This is a genomic window from Rhodococcus sp. MEB032 (assembly GCF_030208925.1).
GTDB lineage: Bacteria > Actinomycetota > Actinomycetes > Mycobacteriales > Mycobacteriaceae > Rhodococcus_F > Rhodococcus_F qingshengii.
In genome coordinates, this window is sequence record NZ_JARVSY010000002.1 from 30139 (window position 1) to 51205 (window position 21067).

Sequence of the window (21067 nt, forward strand, 5' to 3'; positions counted from 1 at the left end):
TTGTATTCGAAGCTATGTTCGATTAAACTTTGAGCATGGACAGTCGGGAAGCATGGCAACTGGATAGCGAGGACCTCAAGAGTGAGGTCCTGGATCTGGTGCGCGCCCGACACGAATTGCAGTCGCGGATGGTGTTGCTGATCGTGGAGATGTTTTCCCGGGACGTTCTCGGCGGGAAGGGTTTTCGGGCGATCGCGCAGTGGTTGCACGGGTCGACGAATCTGGAGATCGGTGAGTGCAGCCTGCTGGTCGGGTTGGCGCGGTTGTTGATGCTCGAACCCGTTGTGGGCGATGCGTTTCACCGTGGTGACGTGGATGCGTTGAAAGCGCGGCAGGTCGCGTCGTTCTGTCAGCATCCACCGAAGAACATGACCCCGGCGGATGTGGACAAGGCCCGCGGGATCCTGCTTGGCCTGGCGTCGCAGAACATCGCCGATTGTGATGCAGTGCGGGCAGCGATCCGCCGAATCGAGAAGCAGTACGGCAAGCGCGAGGACGGCGTCCCGGTCGGCGAGGATTCCGAACGTAACGAGTTCTACGCCTCGAAAGGCTTGTACGGGCGGGTGTCGGTGAAGGGTGATTTGGATGCGGTGAACGGGGCCCGGTTGATCACGTTGTTGTCGAGTTTGTCGGCTCCGACGCCGGAGAAGGACGGCGTGAAGGACACGCGTACGCCGGCGCTGCGGCGGGCGGACGGGTTCTGCGAATTGTTGCGCCGGTATGAGCGGGCGGGGTTGGGTCCGATCGAGGGCGGGGTGAAACCGCACATCACGGTGACTGCGTCGGCGAAAGACATGACGGACCTGCAAGCGTTGAAAGACCTCTTGCCGTCGACTCAGGAACTGGGTTTCGCGTGGACGGATTGGGTGGGCCCGATCAGTATCGATACCGCGCGGATGTTGGCGTGCGACTGCACCGTGACGCGAATTTTGTTGGATGAGAATGGTGTTCCGCTCGACTGCGGTAAGGAAGCGAGAACGGCGACGGTGCCGCAGCGGCGGGCGTTGGCGGTTCGTGATGGTGGGTGTGCGTTTCCGGGATGCGGGACACCGTCGGGGTGGTGCGATGCCCATCATATTGTTCACTGGAACGATGGTGGCCCAACGGATCTCGACAACCTGATCTTGTTGTGCGGTCACCATCATCGGACACTGCACCACACCGAATGGCGGGTCGAGATCGGCCCCGATCGAAAAACGGTGTTCTACCCACGGATGTCGATCGATCCGTATCAGCATCCGATCGGCGGGAACAGCCCACCCACAGCAGCCTGAACGGGCGCAACTGAATACGTACACACCGGGGCTTAGCCATGCCCCGGTGTGTACGGCGTGTGCGGTCAGAGCATCGTCGAGATATGGTCCGGCAGCGCGACACCGGAGTCGAGATCCTCGGACGGGATCGGTTCACCGAAGTGCGTAGCTGCGGGAACTACTCCAGCCCAAACGGTTTCGATACCGATGTCGGCGGCATCGTCACCGGGGCCGCCGGTGCGAGCCTTGACGGAAGCCTCGTACAACGGCAGCGCAAGAACGATGGTTGCCGCCATTTCCTTGCGCGTGTGATCCCGCAAGTGTTGGGAACGTCCGGGAACCACCTGGTCGACGATCAGATTCAAAGCCTTCACGCGTTCGTCGCCGTCGGTCACGACTCGAGGTGATCCGATGATGACGCCGCTGCGGTAGTTCATCGAGTGGTGGAAGCCCGACCGAGCCAACACGAGCCCGTCGAGGATCGTGATGGTGATGCAGATTTCGCTGTCGGGAGCCAAACTCCGTGAAGCGACTGAACCGTGAACATAAATAGATCCGCCGCGGTCGGGGCCGTCGAGGTCGAACCCGTAGGCGGTGGGAAACACCATGGGAACTCCGCCGACGGTCACACCCATGTGGCACAGCTTCGCGGACTGCAAGACGTCGACGAGTGCCGCGCGTTCTGCGACGCCGTGGTGGCGGGCGCGCTTGTGCGTCGTACGTGCTGTCGGGGACAGCGGAATAGGTGCAGTGGGGGCAGGAGCAGGGGCAGCAAAGACAACGGAATCTGTCATGCAGACAATGCTGGTGGCAAAGTGGCTTCAAGTCATGGTCCAATCAGTGGAGACTTCGATAGGCCACTTCGATTTGCCACTTCCGGGAGGGTTCTGAATGTTTCTGCCTTCGGCGGTAGCCGTCGTCCTCGACCGGACAGATCGGCGGGCGCTCCCGATCCAGATTGCCGACCACCTCAGAGCTGATATCCGCAGTGGTAAGGCGGCAGTGGGTCTGAGGTTACCCAGTTCCCGGAAGCTGGCGGCGGAGCTCGAGGTGGCGCGGGGCGTCGTGGAACGGGCGTATGAGCAGTTGATCGCCGAGGGTTGGCTTGTCGCTGTGCACGGCTCAGGCACCTTCGTTGCCGAGGCGCCCTCCCCCATGGTCACTCCCACGACTACACCGAAGAAGGGCGCCGACAAGATGTCACCCAGGGTGCAGCTCCGGCCGGGCGTGCCGTGGACGCCACCGCGTGCATCGGCAGCGTGGCGGCGGGCGTGGCGTGACGTCGGGTCCAAACCGCCACCTTTCGAGGATCCCGATCCTGCGGGTGACTACGAATTGCGTTCGGCACTATCGGAATTACTGGCAAGAGCCCGTGGAATGTCGGTTGAACCCGAGAGAATCCTGATCACCTCAGGTGCCACGCATGGTCTCGGCCTCGCCCTGTCGGCTCTGCGTACCCGTGGTGCTGTTCTGGCGATGGAAGATCCCGGATACCGGTATGCGTCCTCGGCCGCTACAGCCTGTGGATGGTCGCTGCTCGACGTGCCCGTCGACGCTCATGGTCTCTGTGTCGACCAACTCGAAACGGCGTCGGAGAGCGTCCGCGGTGTGTATGTGACACCGTCCCATCAGTATCCGACAGGAGGGCTGCTTCCGGTAGGTCGGCGCAACCAGTTGATCGAGTTCGCACGCGCCCGCGACGTCGTCCTGTTCGAGGACGATTACGACTCCGAATTCCGTTACGACGTAGCGCCTTTGCCTGCGCTTGCCCAGCTGGCTCCTGATCGGGTGGTGTATCTCGGAACGGTTGCCAAGACGCTCGGCGCCGGAATTCGATTGGGCTGGTTGGTAGCTCCCCTCGACCTGGTCGACCGCATAGCAGTACACCGCAAGCGAATCGGCGACTTCCCGTCGGTTCCGCTGCAGCAAGCACTCCTGTCCCTGCTCCGTGACGGCGAATGGGATCGAGCGGTGCGTACCGCCCGGCGCAGATACCGGGAGCGTGATCGGGCGGTCGAGGAAGCGCTGTCATCGTTCGGTGAACTGCGGGGTCTCGGCGCCGGCATGCACACGACGCTCATGCTCGACGCGGATCTGGCAGCGACCGTCGCTCGCGAGGCGCTCCTGCACGGCGTCGAAGTGCCCACCCTGGTCGAGTCCACCCGAACGCACGGAGACCCCGGCGGATTGGTCATCGGCTACGGGCGAGTGGAATCCGCGGACCTCGAATATGCGCTCGAGGTGATAGCCGAGTGCCTCGCACGTCACAGCGCGTGAAGTCTCGTTGATCGGGAGTGCGGCAACGGATGGGCGTGGTCCAGTTCTAGCGTCTGCTCGTGACGATCCGAAGCCAGACCTTTCCGCACCTGCTCGCACCAGGCACCATCGGCCCGATGACCGTGCCCAATCGCGTGGTTCTCCCTGCGATGGACATGAACCTGTGTGAAGACGGGGAAATCGAAAAGGGCGACATCGACCACTTCGTGGCGCGTGCAGCTGGTGGAACGGGTCTGATCATCACCGGTTGCTGCGCTGTTGCGTATCCGCTGGGCTGCACCAGCCGCAAGGAACCGGGGCTTTCGGAAGACCGGTTCATCCCCGGTCTCAAGGCGTTGGCCGACGCAGTCCACGACGCAGGCAGCAAGCTCTGTGTGCAGATGACACACCACGGCAAGGTGGCGCGCATCGATACCCTCGACGGCCGACCGCAGTTGGTCCCGTCCACGCCGAAGCCGCCGGGTGACATGAGCGCGATGGCCGATTGCACGCCAGAAGAACTGGGCAAGATGGCTGCCATCAACGAGGGCAAGAGGGCTACGTACCACGAGGCAACCAAGGAAGATCTTGATTGGCTGGTTCGCATGTTCGCCGAGGCTGCCGGACGGGTGAAGGCGGCGGGCGGCGACGCCGTCGAGATTCACTGTGCCCACAACTACGTCCTCGGAGCGTTCCTGAGTCGGTACACGAATCAGCGCAGCGACGAGTACGGAGGTTCCATGGAGAACCGTGCTCGCCTCGCTTGTGAGGTCATTCGGGCGGTCAAGGAGGAGGTCGGTGGTGCGCTTGCCGTCATCGTGCGTCTGGCCGGTCAAGAGTACGGCGAAACCGACGGGCTGACGGTCGACGAGGCTGCTGCGGCCGCGAAGATGTTCGAAGAGGCCGGAGCTGACGCCATTCATGTCACCGGTACCGCGCTGAATGCTTTTGCCAACTTCACCGACGGACCACTGCCCGACAAGGTCGGCTACTACACCGACAATGCAACGCGAATCAAGCAGGCGATATCGATCCCCGTGATCACCGTCGGACGTATGCTCCCCGAGGTCGGCGAGAAGATGATCGCGGAAGGTCGCACGGACTTCGCCGCAATGGGCCGCCAGCTCCTGGCCGATCCACAGTTGGTGAACAAACTCAAAGACGGTGTACCCGAGCGGGTTCGGCCTTGCATCAATTGCTACGTCTGCGTGCAGGAGAACTTCTGGGACGAGACCCCGCTGTGCGCTGTCAATCCCGCGCTCGGCAACGAAGCGCTTCTCCCCTTCGTTCGGACCAGCACTCCGAAACACGTTGTTGTGGTCGGAGCGGGCCCCGGTGGTCTCGAGACGGCCCGCGTGGCCGCTGAACGTGGGCACCGAGTCACGGTGTTGGACAAGTCCGATCGCCTCGGTGGCACCCTGTGGTTCTCGAGCCTCACTACCCCGGACAACGGGCGTCTGCTCAGCTGGTTGAAAGTGGAAATCGAGCGTCTCGGTGTCGATGTTCGACTGAAGACCGAAGCCTCGGTTGCTTCGATCCGGGCACTGAACCCCGACGCCGTAGTCGTGGCCACCGGTGCAGTCCGTGAGCGGCCTAGCGTTCCGGGCGGCGACTTGCCGCACGTGCACACCGGTGATTCGTTGCGCGCGTTGATGACCGGAGCGGGAGACGTCTCACAGGTACCGCCGTTCCTGCGGACGATGGCCAAGTTGGGCAAGCTGTCCGGTATCACCAAGAGCCCCGCGGCGATCCGAGCTGTGACCCGCAAGTTCCTGCCCATGGGTAAAGACGTTGTCGTGATCGGTGGTTCGCTTGTCGGACTCGAGCTTGCGGAGTTCCTGGCCGAGCGAGGTCGCAATGTGACGCTGATCGAAGAAGGCCAGCAGTTGGGTATTCCGATGGCGATGCCGCGCCGCTGGACGGCGGTGCGCCACGCCAAGCATGTCGGTGTGAACATTCACCGCAATTCAACGGTGCAGCGCATCACCAAGGAGCACGTCGAATTCCGTTCCGGTGACAAGACACTGACCGCTCCGGCCGACATGGTTGTCGTCGCCTCGGGAGTGTCGGCGCAGGCGCCACTGGCCGATTCTCTGATCGGCGTCGTCTCCGACGTGCACGTGGTCGGTGACGCGGTGAACGTCGACTACATCGAGGGCGCGATGCACACGGCGTGGAAAGTCGCGATGGATCTGTAGTTCAGCATCAGGTAGCGCTTTGTGCCGCAACGATGTCCGGCCACCAGCGGGCCGCGACATCGGGGTGCGCACGTAGTCGACTCTTGAGGGCATTCGCCCCGTAGGAATCGTGGATCGGGTTGTTCGCGTCCACGGTGACGCCGGTGGCGCGCGCCGCCAGCTCGGGAGGTAGGTCGAACTCCGGGATCTGCGCTGCGTAGTTCGGGTTGAAGAAGAACGGCACCGAGATACGTTCACCGTCGCCCTCGGGTGAAACTACCCGGTGCACAGTCGCTTTCAAGTAGCCGCCGGTAGCGACCTCGAGCAGTTCGCCGATGTTGACCACCAGCGCCCCGTCGATCGGCGGCGCGTCGATCCAGTCGCCGTCGTGCTCGACCTGCAGACCGCCTTTGCCCGGTTCGACATAGAGCAGAGTCAGCACACCCGCGTCCTTGTGTCCGCCGACGCCCTGGGAGCCGGCACCTTTCGGGCGGCCCGGGTAACGCACCACCTTGATGAGGATCGACGGATCGTGAGCGAACGCGTCGTCGAAGATGTTCGCATCCTGGCCCAGGGCTACCGCCCATTCGCGTAAGAGGCTCAATGCGATCGAGGTGAGTGTGTCGTTCCACTCGGTGATGACGTCGCGAAGTTCGGGAAGGGCGTCTGGCCACTGGTTGGGGCCCTGCAGAATCTCCCAGGCCGGTGAGGTGTCGGTGCGCTCGGCCGCGGGCTGTTCGGCGCCGATGTCGATCTGCTCGCGCCAGTCCTGCTTGCCTTCGGTCAGTTCGCCGCCGAGCCGGGTGTACCCACGGAAGTGCGGGCTGCGGACGTTCTCGATCGCGAGCTTCTCGGCAGTCGGCAGCGCGAAGAACTCGCGGGCGACGGCGAGGAGGCGGCGCTGCAGTTCGTCGGGAATTCCGTGGCCGACCAGGTAGAAGAATCCGACCTCGTGGGTGGCCTCGCGCAGCTGAGTGCGGAACTGCTCGGCGGTGTCGGGGTTCTGCGCAAGCGACAGATCGAGCACTGGCAGCGACGTAATCGACATGGGGTCCTCGATCCGTGTGATGGTTCTGATGTCCATCATTCCACGCTGAGCGGCACCCGGACCCGCACGGCAATTCGGCAGCCGCAGGCGTGATTACCCGCGCGGATGCGGAAACACCCTGCGGATAACAGAATCGGGGCCTTGCGCCATTGGCGCAAGACCCCGAATCAGTGTGAGTCGAATTAAGCTTCGTCAGCGCCGATGATGAACGCTTCGAGCTCGATGCGAGCCTTGTCGTCGGCCATCTGGACCGGCGGGGACTTCATCAGGTAAGCGGAAGCCGGGTAAACCGGTCCACCGATGCCGCGGTCCTTGGCGATCTTGGCTGCGCGGACGGCGTCGATGATGATGCCGGCAGAGTTGGGCGAATCCCAGACCTCGAGCTTGTACTCCAGGTTCAGGGGAGCGTCACCGAAGGCGCGGCCTTCGAGGCGGACGTATGCCCACTTGCGGTCGTCGAGCCACTCCACGTAGTCCGAGGGACCGATGTGGACGTTGCGGTCGTGAACCTTGCCGGCAAGTGCGCCGGTCAGGTTGGACGTCACGGCCTGGGTCTTGGAAACCTTCTTCGACTCCAGGCGATCACGCTCGAGCATGTTCTTGAAGTCCATGTTTCCACCGACGTTGAGCTGGTAGGTGCGGTCCAGCACGACGCCGCGGTCTTCGAACAGCTTCGCCATCACGCGGTGGGTGATGGTGGCGCCGACCTGGCTCTTGATGTCGTCGCCGACGATCGGGACGCCGGCGTCCTTGAACTTGGCAGCCCACTCCGGGTCGGAAGCGATGAAGACGGGCAGAGCGTTGACGAATGCAACGCCTGCGTCGATCGCGCACTGTGCGTAGAACTTGTCAGCGTCGTCGGAACCGACGGGCAGGTAGGAGACGAGGACGTCGACCTGAGCGTCCTTGAGTGCCTTGACGACGTCGACGGGCTCGGCGTCGGACAGCTCGATGGTCTCGGCGTAGTACTTGCCGATGCCGTCGAGGGTCGGGCCACGCTGAACGGGAACGTCCAGGGGCGGGACGTCGGCGATCTTGATGGTGTTGTTCTCGCTCGCGAGGATCGCCTCGGAGAGGTCGAAGCCGACCTTCTTGGCGTCGACGTCGAACGCAGCGACGAACTGCACGTCGCGGACGTGGTACTTACCGAACTTGACGTGCATGAGGCCGGGGACCGTCTGGGTCTCGTCGGCATCCTTGTAGTAGTGGACGCCCTGAACCAGGGACGAGGCGCAGTTACCCACGCCCACAATGGCTACGCGCACCGCGGTGCTGTTCTCACCCATGGTCGGGTTCTCCTTCTTTCCGGGATGTTCCTGTTGTCGATTGCTCGGCTGCGATCAATTCGTTGAGCCAACGCACTTCGCGTTCACTCGATTCGAGTCCGAGCTGATGGAGCTGACGGGTATAGCGGTCCAGCGATCCGCTGGCCCGACCGACGGCCTCGCGGAGCCCCTCACGGCGCTCCTCGACCTGGCGTCGCCTGCCTTCGAGGATCCGCATCCGCGCTTCTGCGGGGGTGCGGCTGAAGAAGGCGAGGTGAACGCCGAAACCGTCGTCGGTGTAGTTCTGCGGCCCGGTGTCGGCGACCAGTTCGGTGAACCGTTGCCGACCTTCCGGAGTGAGCTGGTAGACGCGACGCGCCCGACGCTTGAGCGTGCCGGTGGCAGTGTCGACGTCTTCCGAGATCAATCCGTCGGCTTGCATGCGCCGCAGTGCCGGGTACAGCGATCCGTACGAGAACGCGCGGAATGCGCCGAGCAGACCAGTGAGCCGCTTACGCAGCTCGTATCCGTGCATCGGTGACTCGAGGAGCAGCCCGAGGATTGCGAGTTCGAGCAACTGACAAACCTCCCGAGTCGTTGAACCTAACCGCTTGATGCGATAACCAACTATATCGCGCCGATATATAAAACCACACTGCGGCCCGATACGTGTACCAAGGTGTCACGGCTAGACGGCCTCGATTGGCCGCGGGCTGGGTGGACAACTCAGCACTCGACGACATTGACTGCAAGCCCGCCGCGTGAAGTTTCCTTGTACTTGTCGTGCATGTCGGCGCCAACGTCGCGCAAGGTACGGATGGCGGTGTCCAGTGAGACGTGGTGTGGCTGATCCTCCTCGTTCAGGGTGAGTGTCGCCGCCTGAACCGCGGTGACGGCAGCTATCGCATTGCGTTCGATGCACGGGATCTGTACCAGTCCGGCCACCGGATCACAGGTCAGGCCCAGATGATGTTCCAGACCCATCTCCGCTGCCTTTCCCACCTGTGCCGGCGTTCCGCCGAGGGCCGCGCACAAGGCTCCGGCCGCCATCGCGCACGCCGAACCCACTTCGCCCTGGCAGCCGACCTCCGCCCCGGAGATGGAAGCGCCCGCCTTCACGACGCTGCCGATGGCAGTCGCGGTCAGGAGCATGTCGACGACGCCATTCATGTCGGCACCTGGCGTCCGAAGGTAATGCTCCACAACTGCGGGCAAGATTCCCGCTGCCCCGTTCGTCGGCGCGGTGACCACCCGGAATCCCGATGCGTTCTCCTCGTTGACGGCCAATGCTGCGAGTTGGATCCGAGAAATTGCGGTCAGTTCGTGCGTGGGTTGGCTGTCCAGAGTCCTGGCGAGTCCGGGGGCACGTCTGCGAACGGCAAGACCTCCCGGGAGTGTGCCATCTGCCCGCGTGCGACCGGCGCCGATGCACGCCCGCATGGCTTCCCAGATCTCGACCGCGTCGGCTTGGGGGTCTCGGCCGAGCGCCCACTCGTTTGCCGCGGCAATCTCTGCGACGGTCACTTCCCGTGATGCGCTGAGTGCAAGAAGGTCGTCGAACGTGCGGTAGGGGTACGGAATCTGTGGTGGCGATGGTTGCGTCTGGCCCACCGTCACTACGAAACCGCCGCCGACGGATAGGAAAGTGCGGTCCTCGATAACTGTGCCGTCGTTCGCTATCGCAGTGAACTCCAACGCATTCGGGTGATCTGGGTGGGGGTCGAACGGGGCAAGAGTGATGTCCTCGTAAGCGACGGTGACCGAGTGGTCGTCGACTGATATTTCGTGCAGCGAACGCGAATGTTCCCATAATCCGTGGACGGCAGCGGGATCGCAGTCGTGCGGTGACCATCCGCGTAAGCCCGCGAGGACTGCGTCGGGAGATCCGTGGCCGACTCCGGTGGCCCCGAGGGAGCCGCGAAGCCGTACCTGAATGCGCGAAGTCCGTGCAAGCAGGTGTGCGTTGCGTAGTCCCGCCACGAACGACGCGGCAGCACGCATGGGCCCGACGGTATGTGAACTCGACGGACCTATGCCTATCGAAAACAATTCGGACATGGACGTGTGTGCGCCCACAGATCCATCAGCACAATATGAGGTATTTAGCACAGATTTCATCGATCTTCTCCGTCTGAAGTGAGTTAAACAGGGAAATTGCCCTGTTTCGAGGATGTTTCGGCAAAGAAAATTCTCCACGGTTTCGTAGATATTTCTTACTGCACAGTTGTAGATTATCCGTACATCACTCGATCGGTTCCGATTCTCACTACTCACGCACTGCAGAGGTGCCAATGAAGACCACTGATTCCTCACTCATCGAGGACCTCACGATCCAACCTGTGCCGGAAGAGCGCCGCACCGGTACTGCCCGCCATCTGTTCTCGGTCTGGTTCGGCGTCCAGATCATGCCCCTTACCCTCGTGATGGGTGTGCTGGGTCCGACTGTGTACGGACTCGACATCGCCTCGACAATTGCCGCGATCGTCCTCGGTAACCTGATCGGTGCGGTCTTCATGGCATTGCACTCGGTGCAGGGATCAAAACTTGGTGTGCCGCAGATGATTCAGGCACGTGGACAATTCGGTATGTACGGCTCGCTGCTCGTGTTGGTCGTCGTCATCCTGATGTACCTGGGTTTTCTCGCGTCTATCATCGTGCTTGCCCGAGACACACTTGTTGCGTTGGTACCCGCATTGAACCCCTCGCTTGCGTTGGTGCTGACTACTGGTCTCACGCTGGTGGCAGTCATCTTCGGTTACGAGTTCATTCACCGACTCAACCGCGCCTTGCTCGTTCTCTTCGGAATTGCCGTCATCTTGATCGCCGTGTTCACCTTCCAAGCCGCCGGTGGAGGGCCCGCGACATCGGCGGATACGAGCTTTAGCGTGATAGGTTTCCTCGGGATGACGTCGATCGCCGCGACATGGCAGATCGCCTACGCGCCTTACGTTTCCGACTATTCTCGCTACCTGCCTGCGGCGACTCCTTCGCGCGAGGCGTTCTGGTACACCTATCTCGGCGCCGTTGTCGGCGCGATTCCGGTGATGACCCTCGGTGCGCTCCTCGTGACCGCGGCAGGCGGCGACGGAAGCGTCGCTCAACTGCTCGACATCATGCCAGGTCCGATTGGCGTCTTCGTTCTCGTCATGCTTTTCCTCGGCGCCATCGACGCGGCGGTGATCAACCTTTACGGCCCGTCCCTGTGCACGCTGACGTTGATGCAAACATTCCGAACAGGCTGGAAACCAGGAGCTTTCGCGCGTAACCTCGTCGCCACCTGCACCGCCGTCATCGCATTCATGGTGGCCCTGCTGTTCGCTGACAACTTTCTCGTCAACTACTCCAACTTCATCCACTTCCTGATGTGCTTGCTCATCCCCTGGAGCATCGTCAATCTGGTCGACTATTACATGATCGCCAAGGGACAGTACGATATTGCCGCGTTCAGTGACGTCAATGCCGGCTATGGGGCCTTCAACATACCGGCCCTGGCTACCTACATCCTCGGATTTGTCATCCAAATGCCTTTCATGTCAGGCGATTTCTTTACCGGACCGGTGGCCGCAGCCATGAACGGGGTCGACGTGTCCTGGCTCGTCGGGTCCGTGGCCAGCTTCTTTCTCTATCTCGCGCTCGTTCGACTCTCCGCCAAGCGCACTCCGGCTCTCGCTGCAGCCGCTGCCTGAAACTTGAACACCGAAAGGAATATTCATGACCGGGACCGAACTCGCCGACCTCGGCGGCGACGGCACTGACCGCCAGCGTCTGATGAACAGCACCTGGACTCACCACATCAAGACTCCGTTCTCACAGGGATGGCGGATCGGGAACCTCGTCTTCACCGGCGGCCAACTCTCGGCGGACGAACACGGAAACGTCCTCGGAGAGGGTGACATCGAGGCGCAGACCCGCAATGTATTCGAGTCGCTCACCACAGTACTGGCCGAGGCCGGTGCCACCTGGGGCGACGTCGTCAAACTCAATACCTACTACTGCTTCGACGGCTCGGGAGACCAGGTTCAGGAGAACTGGGAGACCATGACCCGCGTTCGGATGGAATTCCTCCCCGAAGAGGGGCCTGCCGGTACCGGCGTACGCGTCGCCGGACTCATGTACGACGGCTTTCTCATCGAGGCCGAAGCCATCGCGGTCATCCGCGGCTGATCACCGAAAGGAACATCATGACCAACCCCACGCTCGACGCCCGGAGACTGCGCATCGACAAGGTCACCGAACAACTCTCGCAGACCGGAGGGCACCTGCTCACCGGTGATCAGTACAAGGCCTCGTTGCGCGACGGCCGCCGCATCATCTCCTCACAGGGTGAGGATGTCGAGGATGTCACCACCCATCCCGACCTGCGTGCCGTCAACACCCTGGCCGGAATTCAGGATGCCCAGTTCGCGTCGGAGACCCGCGACGTTCTCACCTACGTGGACGACGACGGTGGCCGACGCGCCATCGGATGGCAGATTCCCCGCACTCGCGCTGACCTGATGGCCAAACGTGAAGCGACGCGGCTGATCACGCAGAAGACCATGGGCATGTACGGCCGTCCCAACGACTACGGCGCAATGATGGCACTCGGCTTCCTCTCGACCATCGACAGGATCGAAGCGGAGAACCCTGAATTCGCGCAGAACATACGCGATTTCGTGAAGATATCTGGTGATCACAACCTGCTCAGCACAGATCTGATCGCAGACCCGCAGTCCGACAAGAGTATTCCGCGAAACGAGCGCCCGTCGCAGTTGCGCATTGTCGAAGACCGACCCGACGGAATCGTCATCTCAGGTGCGAAGGTAGCCGGTAGCATCGGTTCCCTCGCACACTTTTTCACTCTCTCGACCACTCTCGGCGGTGGAGTCGGGCCGGAAGCGGCCATCTGGGCGGCGATCCCGGTCAACTCCCCCGGTCTCTCGCTCATCCTGCGCGAGCCGACGGCGAAGATGAACACGCCGCGCAATGATCACCCGCTCGATCACGCCGGTGAAGAACTCGATCAGACGATCATCTTCGACAAGGTGTTCATCCCGCGTGAGTACGTCTTCAGCAAGTACAACCTGGGATTGCTCGACCTGTACTACGAATCCTGTGCGTATTCGCTGTGGTCGGTGATGACGCGCCTGGCCTTCCGGGCAGAGATGTTCACCGGTGTGGCGCAGGTGATCACCGAGATCCTCGGCACCGACAAGATTCCCGGTGTGCAGGCTGCCGTCGCCGACATCACGCTCTACGCACAAACCCTCAAGGCGTATTCGCTCGCCACCGTTCACGAGTCAGTGGAATGGTGTGGCCTGCATGTACCGAACCCGGAACTGACAACGGCAGGCCGTCTCTACTCGATCGAGAACTATCCCCGCATCACCTATCTGCTTCGCGATCTGTGCGGGCAGGCGCTCATCGCCCGCTGGCCCGAAAAAGTTTGGGATCATCCGGAATTCGGCTCCCGGATGGAAGAGTTCTTTCCTGGAACCGGGGTCTCCGCCCGGGACAAGAACACCTTCTTCAACTTCGTCTGGGACCTGGTCGCGGGTGCTCACGCGGGCCGCGTCGGACTGTTCGAGAACGTCAACGCCACTCCGCCAGCCTTCGTCCGTAACCTCGTCTACTCCAAGACCGATCGCACCGCAGCCGCTCGGCGAGTCCGCGACTACGTGGGGATCGCCTGATGGGCGCGCCGGTGATGGACAGACGCACCGCATCACTTCGTGCAGCAGCCGGCGCCACCCACCCATGTGTGCCCGCCGAGGATTTTGCTGCCTCGATGCGCAAGCTGGCGAGCGGTATCGTGGTGGTGACCACCGAGGTCGAGGGGCGACCTTGGGGGCTGACGCTCAGTTCGGTGTCCTCGTTCTCGGCTGATCCGGCCCGGATCTCGTTGTCGGTGAACAAGACCAATGTCACAGCCCGCTACATCGCCGAGCGCGAGCGCTTCGGCGTCGCAATCCTCTCCGACGACAAGATGGCGCTCGCCGCCGATCTCGCTGCGCCTGGTAAGCCGAAATTCATTGCCGAAGAACAACTGTGCAGCCCTGGACCGCGGTTCTCGCTGCCGGCGATCGACGGGGCCCTGTACAACATCGAATGCGCAGTGGTCTTCATGGTGGAAGCCGTCGACCACGTCCTCGTTGTCGCCGACGTGGTCTCGGCGCGTGCAGGCGCTCACGCGGAGACTGCCGGACCGTTGACGTACTTCGACCGCACCTTCGGCTCGTTCGCCGTGGGAGACCCAGAAGGAGGGATCGTATGACCACGACACCGGATACGGCTGCCAGACAGCAGAGCCCACTGCTTGGTGATCGGCTACTCGAAAACCGTCAACCGATAGTCGATCTGACCAGGCCGGTGTACGAAGGGATGCCGATGTGGTTCGGCCATCAGCGCACCTTCACTCCGGTGAACCAGACACACGAGCAGTTCAAGGCGATGTACGGGACCAAGGATGGGTTCTACGCGCGCAATCTCGTGATCAGCGAGCACGCCGGCACCCACGCCGACGCGACCATCGAGTACGACCCCGACGGCGCCACCATCGACAACACCCCGTTGGCGTACTACTACGGTTCGGCCGTCTGTCTCGATCTATCGCACGTGAAATTCGAAGGCCCCGAACCGATGACACATGGATCGGCGGGTATCGAGGACGTCGAGATCGCCGAGCGGGCGCTGGCCGAGGCAGGTGAGGAGATCAGGCCCGGCGATATCGTACTGGCCTGGTTCGACTACGGCGATCGCTGGTTCCCCGAACGCAAGTACATCGACGAGAATCCCGGATTCTCCTGGGAGGGCGCCGAATACCTCGCGAAGAAGGGTGTGGTAAACATCGGCACCGACTGCAATGCGATCGACAACAGTCTCGACAACAGCTTCGCCGGACACATGGTGTGCAAGAAGTACGGGATCGTGAACACCGAGCATTTGCAGAATCTGGGACAGTTGGTGAACACCCGCTTCGACTACTTCGGCCTGCCACTGCACCTCGTCGGCGGCACCGGCTCGCCCATTCGGGCCGTCGCGATCCCCCGTGCGCGGTTAGGGAGTCCGGAGACTCCTTAACCACGCACAGGGCTGGAGGAATTAGAAGGTCGGTGGAGTGTTCACCCACACTACGCGGGCGGTGACGGTGCCATGATTGGCGTAAGTGTGCGGGCGAGTGCTGGGAAACGTCATCGAGTCGCCGGTGGCGAGAGACACGGTTTCGACGCCGTCGAGAACGATCTCCACGCTGCCGGCGACAACGGTGAGGAACTCTTCTCCTGCATGAGTCATCGGTTCACCGCTGCCGAAACCGGGCTCGATGGTGACCATCTGGGACTGCAACACCGTCGACGACTGGTAAAGGTTCTCGATTCGAACGCCTTCGGCTTCGAGGGGAAGGACTTCGCGCTCGTCGGCGCGCACGATCATCCGATCCTCGGAGGCCGGCATACCGAGGAGCTCCGGCGTGGTCGTTCCGAGCGCATGTGCGATCTGTGTGATGCGTCCGATGCTGGGTTTGCTCAGTCCACGCTCGAATGCGCTCAACGCAGAAGGGCTGACCGCGATTTCCTGCGAAAGGTCACGCAGGCTCATCCGATTTCGGCGTCGAAGCTCCTTGACTCGGGCGCCTATGGCGCCGATGTCGTCTTCGGCGGGTGGGGCGTCGTCCTCGACGTCGCCGTCAAGCGCCTGACGGATACCGACGACGGTCATGGAGCGGGATTCGAGGAGCTTGCGGATCTTCTCGAGCCGTTTGACGTCCTGCATCGAATACATGCGTTGCCCGGACTCGGTGCGAAGAGGGGTGATCAGCCGTTCTTGCTCCCACAACCGAATTCGTGCGGTAGACACGCCGACGATGCTGGCCACGTGGCCGATCTTGAGGATCGCGGCATCGGTTGCAGACTTCGGCACCGGCTCGTCCGGACGATTCGGGGAACTGGTTGAAGACATGGACCTCGACCTCACGAAAGGGGAAACGGATCACGGTGAACGTGCGCGTAGATCATATAGTTCTCGTACATGGCGACTTGAAGAAAGCCGCACAAATTGTGTCGCAGGTGACAGGTCTCGAGGTGCGTGGCGGTGGCCGCCACGACGGAGTCGGCACCAGCAATCTGATCATTCCGATGGGGGAGACGTACCTGGAACTGGCGACTGTGAACGACCCCGTCGCCGCTGCGCAGCACCCCTTCGGACGACTGGTCTCTGCCGCACTTGAACACGACCGGGCCTTGGCGGCGTGGGCAGTGGCAGGCACTGTCGGCGACGACGCCGTGCCGCTTAGTCGCGCCGGCGTCAGCGTCCGCCTCGTCGGCTGCGACCAGGCGATCATTCGCCCTGACCTGCCTTTCCGGCTCGAGCGTCCCGGCGGCCAGGCGTTTCCCGGCGCGACATCTGAGCCGCGCCGACTGCGGGAGATCCACCTGCGCGGACCCGAAGAACCGGGCGGTCTGAGCAACGGACCCACTGAACTGGTGACGACCCGCGGACCCGCAGCCCTTCACTCGTTCGCCCTCGACGACGCGGACGGGCACGAGTTGAGCGTCACCAACGACATCTGGAGCACTCTGTGAGCATCGACATCGTCGCGGTACGTCGCGATCTGCACGCCATGCCCGAAGTGGGCCTCGACCTCCCGCTGACCCAGGCCTACCTGCTGGACCGACTCGTCGAATCGGGAATCGAACTGACGCTCGGCACCGCGATGTCGTCGGTAACCGCCGTGGTGCGCGGCGGCAGGGTCGATCGCTCGAACCCGTCTCAGGTTCCCACCGTCCTGGTGCGATCCGACATGGACGCTCTCCCTGTTGCCGAAGACACCGGACTCGACTGGGCGTCGGGCAACGGGGCGATGCACGCGTGCGGTCACGACGCGCACATGGCGATCGTCCTCGCGGCGGCATTGGAAACCCAGGAGAGGCGAGCCGATCTGACCGGCGACGTCATCTTCTTCTTCCAGCCGGGAGAAGAAGGCCACGGCGGTGCGAAACTGGCACTCGAGGAAGGCCTCCTGGGCGTTTCCGGCGCGCGCCCGGTGGCCGCACTGGGGTTGCACGTCCTCGCTCATCTGCTCGGCGCCGGTGAATTCGCGTCACGCGAGGGTGCAGTGCTGTCGGGTTCGACGCTCGTCGATGTGACCATCACCGGCAGTGGCGGCCACGGCTCCTCCCCTCACCTGGCGCGTAGTCCACTCACAGCGGCGGCGGAAGCTGTTGGTGCCGTGGGGATCGCGGCGTCACACGGCGTCTCGATGTTCGAGCCCGCTGCGGTGGTGTTCGGTGCATTACGCGCCGGTGAGGCGCGAAATGTCATACCCGACAACGCTTCTCTGTCCGGGGTGATCCGCAGTTTCTCGGAGGACACGGATGCGCGTCTGCAGTCGATCGTGCGTCGTACCGTCGACGGCGTCGCACACGCGCACGGCGTCGAGGCTGAAGTGGTGCTGACCCAGGACACTGTGCCGACAGTCAGCAACGGCATTGAACTGGACCGACTGGATGCGGTCGCCGCGGGAGTCGGCACGTCGGTCACTCGATTGCAGCAGCCGATCGGAATCTCCGAGGATTTCTCGTGGATCCTCCGCGAAGTGCCCGGTGTCTTCCTGCTCGTCGGGGCCCGTACCAGCGACGAAAGCCACTTACCGTCGAATCACTCTGCGCGGGCGACATTTTCCGATGACGTGCTCGCCCCCACCCGGGATCTGATCGTGGCGTGGGTGCAAGGGCGTCTGGCAGATCAAGGCGCAAATGGGTAGACGCTCAATGGCTCGCCCGACAGTGTGGTCTCCAGGTGGCCGGAGTCGTCGGCCTCGTTTCTCACGTACATAGAGACAGTCGGCTCGTTGGCTCGGCCGATGGTGGGGTATTCGAAACGGATCTGGTCGACCACTCCGCCCGGAACCCGGAGCGTTTCCGGAGCGCCGGCGATCAGCCGCGCCAGAACCTCGAGATCGACCGTCGACAGGTCGATTGTTCGTGTCCCGGTTTTTCGGGGTGAAGGTGTCGACCAGGATTTGAAGTCACCATCGTAGATGTATCTGACGTAGTTGCCGGGCTGATCATGGGCCACTCGTTCTACGGTTGCGTTTTCGGTACTGAGCGAGACGGTATCGGCGATGGTGTCGCCGAATTCGGCCCGGTAATCGTCGATGAACTGCGCCACGCCGTGGCCGGTCATCAGATTCGGGATCGGTGCGTCGGTCCCGAGCGGTGACGTGTCCGGGTTGGTGGCCGAACCGATCAGCGCCCCGACGACACCGGCGACAAGTACGACGGCCGCAGCAGCTTTCACCGATTTCGGTGGCGCAGGCAGGCGGGGCCGGACCACCTCGGTGTCGAGATATCGAGAGGGGATCTGAAGGTCATTCACGAGAACCTGAAGGTCGTGAATTGTTTTGGCGGACATTGCTTTTGATGTTCGAGACTCGTATTCTCCGGCATGTAGCTGCCCGTCTGCGAGGGCGTTGTCCAGCACCCCACAGGTATCGGCTCGGTCGGAATCTCGTGCACGTTTAGACGGGGAGGGACTCGACGGCATGATCTGATTCCTAATCGGTGAAGGCGTAGACGCGGACGAGTTCGCCAGCGGAGGTGGTATTGACGAATCCGCCTTCGCCGAAGCTGTTTTTCGCCGAAATATCCAGCAGCGGTTCTTCTCCGGCAGTGTACGAAATGTAGTAGACCTGGGCGTCGGGCACATTGACGTGCCGCTGGATCGCCTCGATGTTTCGTCGTACGGCTTCGAGATCAATCGCGTCGAGATCGACTGTCGCAGTGTCGATCTTACGGCTTTCCGGATCGCCGTCCGCAGTGAAGCCGCCGCGAAAGGAGTACTTGATCTTCCGGTTGGGTTGACCGGGAACAGCGAGGGAGAAATAGGCTGCGCTGTTGTTGAAGGTGATCTCGTCGACGACGGTGGAGCCGAACTTTTCCCGCAACCGGTCACGTAAGAGGGCGATCCCTTCCGCGCTCGCCATGAAGGGTGTGGGTATGACCAAGGGCTCCGGGTTCGGGACAACGGCAGGCGCAACTGCGGACGGCGGCATCACGGGATCTCGGTGCGTGAGCGAATAAGCCGCGACGCCGACGACCAGCGCTGCCGCCACCGTTGCCGCTGCGAACCACGGCACCGGTCGTTTTGGTGGGCGACGTCGATCGGACGGCGGATTCGCTGCGCCCTGCAAGTCGGCGACAATGGCGGCCAGTTCGTCGAGAGTGCGCGCTTTCGCCACCGCCTGCGCGGCAGCGCGATGCTCGGCGGCGTTCAACTGTCCGTCTCCGAACGCCGCATCGACGACGGCCGCGGTTGTCTCCCTGTCCCGGTTTGCGGCGCGGGTGTTCGGCGGATATTTCTGGGCCATGCCGAGAATCCTAAATTCAAGGCCTGTGCGTCAGAACACCCTGCCGTCGAAGGTCATCTTGCGCACGCCCGTGTACGCCCCGGTGTCGTCGACGACGTAGATGCTTATCACCGGCGCACCCGAATCGGCCAAGGTGATGTGGTCCACGCGGGTACCGGCCAGTGCGGCGGGGGACTGTGCGATCACCGACACCAAGGCGTCGCGGTTCACATTGGTGAGGTCCATGTCCGTGTTGCCGGGCACCGACGCGGGTTCGTCGGACGGAGTGAGAGTGCCGCGGAAATCGAAGTTCCGGAAGTTCCCTGATCCGTCGACGCGGCCGACCACCGCTCGATCGGGGTAAAAGGTGGCAACCCGCACCGGCTCGGAACCGTACGTCGTCACGAACGACGCGAAGACGTCATCGATGCCGGTGGGGACAAACGGAGAATCGGCAGGCTCGGTGCTTGCTCCGAACCGTTCGACCACGTCGGCCGGAGGCTCGAGCGGTCCGCGTTGGGCGGCAGCCAGTGCAATCGCACCTGCCACTGCCGCAGCGGCGAGCGAAAGGTAGAGCACTTTTCGTCGAAAGGTCACGTGGGGAGATTTCACGTGTGCGCGAGGTGCAGGTTCCTGTAGATCGCCGATCAAGGACGCCAACTCGACCACCGTCGTGGCAGTTCGCGCTTGCTCGGTGCGATCGAAGTATTCGGCGGCGCCCAGCTGTCCCTCGGCGTAAGCGGCGTCGAGTCTGGCGCAGGCGTCGATACGGTCCGTATCGCGTGCGCGGGTGGCCGGCGTCTTGGAAGAACTCACAGGAAGTGATCGTAATGGCTGGTCGCCATGCCCCCAGCCCCCGAAATGTGTTCATCGTGACCCTCCCGAACCGTCCGTCGCGGCACGGACGCACGTACGCTGGTCAGGTGCGGATACAGCGGCAAGTTGTGGACTACGCGCTCGCGCGTCGGTCTGTGCTGGCCGAAGTGTCTGCGGGTCGGACCGACGTCAAGCAGGTGTGTGACGCCGATCCGTACCTACTCAGAGCCGCGAAGTTCCACGGCCGGGGCAGCGACGTCGTCTGCCCCATTTGCCGCAAGGAACAGTTGACGCTCGTGTCCTGGGTGTTCGGCGACAAGCTCGGTCAGGTTTCGGGATCGGCCCGAACCTCGGACGAGCTCGCTCGGCTTGCGGAAACAGCAGAGGAGTTCACGGTGCACGTTGTAGAGGTGTGCCGTACCTGCAGTTGGAACCACTTGGTGCAGTCCTATGTGCTCGGCGCAGTACCTGCGCCGCCGCGACCGCGGCGAGCACGCCCACCAAGCCGGCGCACCGCCAGCGAGTAACGCCACACCCGAAGAAGGGCCCGATCGAAGTCTGCACGTGATCGGTCCGTGACCACTGGAGATTTGATTCGTGAGTTCCCCCAGCAACAACAACCCGGGCGGCAACAACCCGGGTGGCCGTCCCGTCGGTCCCAACCGTCCCGCCGGACCTCCTCAGGGTCGTCCGCCGCAGGGACGTCCCATGGGCCCACCACCGCAGGGACGCCCTCCGATGGGTCCGCCCCCTCAGGGTCGTCCGCCGCAAGGTCGTCCGATGGGACCCCCGCCCCAGGGTCGTCCGCCGCAAGCCCGACCTTCGGGCCCGCCTCCTCAGGGCCGCCCCGCCGGTCCCCCGCCTCAGGGCCGTCCGCCGCAAGGCCGGCCTGCCGGCCCGCCGCCTCAGGGTCGCGCCTCCGGCGCTCA

The 21067-nt window shown here is 62.9% G+C and carries 20 protein-coding genes; 11 read left to right on the forward strand and 9 right to left on the reverse strand.

The window, feature by feature from the left end; translation table 11 throughout:
• Nucleotides 1-35 precede the first annotated feature (35 nt).
• The gene (locus QRN54_RS02905) at nt 36-1274 is read left to right on the forward strand and encodes an HNH endonuclease signature motif containing protein (RefSeq protein ID WP_285181554.1); all 1239 of its coding nucleotides are present in this window, start codon (nt 36-38) and stop codon (nt 1272-1274) included.
• Between the two features lie 65 nt (nt 1275-1339).
• Here QRN54_RS02905 and QRN54_RS02910 read toward each other — a convergent pair whose 3' ends face one another.
• Complete coding sequence (locus QRN54_RS02910; protein ID WP_083058516.1) at nt 1340-2047, reverse strand: pyridoxamine 5'-phosphate oxidase family protein; 708 nt, start codon at nt 2045-2047, stop codon at nt 1340-1342.
• 97 nt (nt 2048-2144) lie between these two features.
• Here QRN54_RS02910 and pdxR point away from each other — a divergent pair, with 97 nt between their 5' ends.
• Together pdxR and QRN54_RS02920 are read left to right on the forward strand one after the other, a co-directional pair.
• Complete coding sequence (gene pdxR, locus QRN54_RS02915) at nt 2145-3530, forward strand: MocR-like pyridoxine biosynthesis transcription factor PdxR (RefSeq protein ID WP_073513428.1); 1386 nt, start codon at nt 2145-2147, stop codon at nt 3528-3530.
• A 59-nt stretch (nt 3531-3589) separates the two neighbouring features.
• Complete coding sequence (locus QRN54_RS02920; RefSeq protein WP_073513427.1) at nt 3590-5707, forward strand: oxidoreductase; 2118 nt, start codon at nt 3590-3592, stop codon at nt 5705-5707.
• Nucleotides 5708-5714: 7 nt separating this feature from the next.
• On the opposite strand, the gene QRN54_RS02925 is transcribed toward QRN54_RS02920, so the two are convergent.
• The 4 genes from QRN54_RS02925 to QRN54_RS02940 all read right to left on the reverse strand — a co-directional run bounded on the left by QRN54_RS02925 (nt 5715) and on the right by QRN54_RS02940 (nt 10117).
• Entirely contained in the window at nt 5715-6773 is a 1059-nt protein-coding gene (locus tag QRN54_RS02925; protein WP_019746062.1) for an isopenicillin N synthase family dioxygenase, read from the reverse strand.
• Between the two features lie 143 nt (nt 6774-6916).
• A complete protein-coding gene (locus tag QRN54_RS02930; protein WP_003945979.1) occupies nt 6917-8020 on the reverse strand; it encodes an inositol-3-phosphate synthase in 1104 nt (367 codons plus the stop codon).
• Nucleotides 8013-8576, reverse strand: a complete 564-nt coding sequence (locus QRN54_RS02935) for a PadR family transcriptional regulator (protein WP_003946014.1) — start codon at nt 8574-8576, stop codon at nt 8013-8015. Before QRN54_RS02935 ends, QRN54_RS02930 begins: the two co-directional genes overlap by 8 nt.
• A 149-nt stretch (nt 8577-8725) precedes the next feature.
• Entirely contained in the window at nt 8726-10117 is a 1392-nt protein-coding gene (locus QRN54_RS02940) for an L-serine ammonia-lyase (RefSeq protein WP_218604687.1), read from the reverse strand.
• 173 nt (nt 10118-10290) lie between these two features.
• Between QRN54_RS02940 and QRN54_RS02945 the strand changes: the two genes are divergently transcribed.
• The 5 genes from QRN54_RS02945 to QRN54_RS02965 are packed head-to-tail and all read left to right on the forward strand — an operon-like array spanning nt 10291 to nt 15058.
• A complete protein-coding gene (locus QRN54_RS02945; protein WP_020971379.1) occupies nt 10291-11685 on the forward strand; it encodes a purine-cytosine permease family protein in 1395 nt (464 codons plus the stop codon).
• Between the two features lie 25 nt (nt 11686-11710).
• Nucleotides 11711-12163 (forward strand): RidA family protein, encoded by a 453-nt coding sequence (locus QRN54_RS02950; RefSeq protein ID WP_285181555.1) that lies wholly within the window; start codon nt 11711-11713, stop codon nt 12161-12163.
• Nucleotides 12164-12180: 17 nt separating this feature from the next.
• Nucleotides 12181-13671, forward strand: a complete 1491-nt coding sequence (locus QRN54_RS02955; protein WP_020971377.1) for a 4-hydroxyphenylacetate 3-hydroxylase N-terminal domain-containing protein — start codon at nt 12181-12183, stop codon at nt 13669-13671.
• Complete coding sequence (locus QRN54_RS02960) at nt 13671-14252, forward strand: flavin reductase family protein (RefSeq protein WP_020971376.1); 582 nt, start codon at nt 13671-13673, stop codon at nt 14250-14252. Before QRN54_RS02955 ends, QRN54_RS02960 begins: the two co-directional genes overlap by 1 nt.
• Entirely contained in the window at nt 14249-15058 is an 810-nt protein-coding gene (locus tag QRN54_RS02965) for a cyclase family protein (RefSeq protein WP_081377613.1), read from the forward strand. The genes QRN54_RS02960 and QRN54_RS02965 overlap by 4 nt, the downstream gene beginning before the upstream one ends.
• Before the next feature lie 21 nt (nt 15059-15079).
• Here QRN54_RS02965 and QRN54_RS02970 read toward each other — a convergent pair whose 3' ends face one another.
• The gene (locus tag QRN54_RS02970) at nt 15080-15934 is read right to left on the reverse strand and encodes a MerR family transcriptional regulator (protein ID WP_020971374.1); all 855 of its coding nucleotides are present in this window, start codon (nt 15932-15934) and stop codon (nt 15080-15082) included.
• A gap of 41 nt (nt 15935-15975) precedes the next feature.
• Between QRN54_RS02970 and QRN54_RS02975 the strand changes: the two genes are divergently transcribed.
• Both QRN54_RS02975 and QRN54_RS02980 read left to right on the forward strand, forming a co-directional pair.
• The gene (locus QRN54_RS02975) at nt 15976-16557 is read left to right on the forward strand and encodes a VOC family protein (RefSeq protein WP_178377362.1); all 582 of its coding nucleotides are present in this window, start codon (nt 15976-15978) and stop codon (nt 16555-16557) included.
• Nucleotides 16554-17738, forward strand: coding sequence for a M20 metallopeptidase family protein (locus QRN54_RS02980; RefSeq protein WP_020971372.1), 1185 nt, complete (start codon nt 16554-16556; stop codon nt 17736-17738). Before QRN54_RS02975 ends, QRN54_RS02980 begins: the two co-directional genes overlap by 4 nt.
• Here QRN54_RS02980 and QRN54_RS02985 read toward each other — a convergent pair.
• Genes QRN54_RS02985 through QRN54_RS02995 form a run of 3 tightly spaced genes read right to left on the reverse strand, consistent with a single transcriptional unit; the run spans nt 17720 to nt 20138 of the window.
• Nucleotides 17720-18520, reverse strand: a complete 801-nt coding sequence (locus QRN54_RS02985) for a DUF1707 SHOCT-like domain-containing protein (protein WP_020971371.1) — start codon at nt 18518-18520, stop codon at nt 17720-17722. The two genes, QRN54_RS02980 and QRN54_RS02985, sit on opposite strands and share 19 nt — an antisense overlap.
• A 10-nt stretch (nt 18521-18530) precedes the next feature.
• The gene (locus QRN54_RS02990) at nt 18531-19343 is read right to left on the reverse strand and encodes a DUF1707 SHOCT-like domain-containing protein (protein WP_073513423.1); all 813 of its coding nucleotides are present in this window, start codon (nt 19341-19343) and stop codon (nt 18531-18533) included.
• A 30-nt stretch (nt 19344-19373) separates the two neighbouring features.
• The gene (locus tag QRN54_RS02995; RefSeq protein WP_073513422.1) at nt 19374-20138 is read right to left on the reverse strand and encodes a DUF1707 SHOCT-like domain-containing protein; all 765 of its coding nucleotides are present in this window, start codon (nt 20136-20138) and stop codon (nt 19374-19376) included.
• A 107-nt stretch (nt 20139-20245) separates the two neighbouring features.
• On the opposite strand from QRN54_RS02995, the gene QRN54_RS03000 reads away from it, so the two are divergent.
• Complete coding sequence (locus QRN54_RS03000) at nt 20246-20665, forward strand: DUF5318 family protein (protein WP_042448217.1); 420 nt, start codon at nt 20246-20248, stop codon at nt 20663-20665.
• Nucleotides 20666-21067 lie beyond the last annotated feature (402 nt).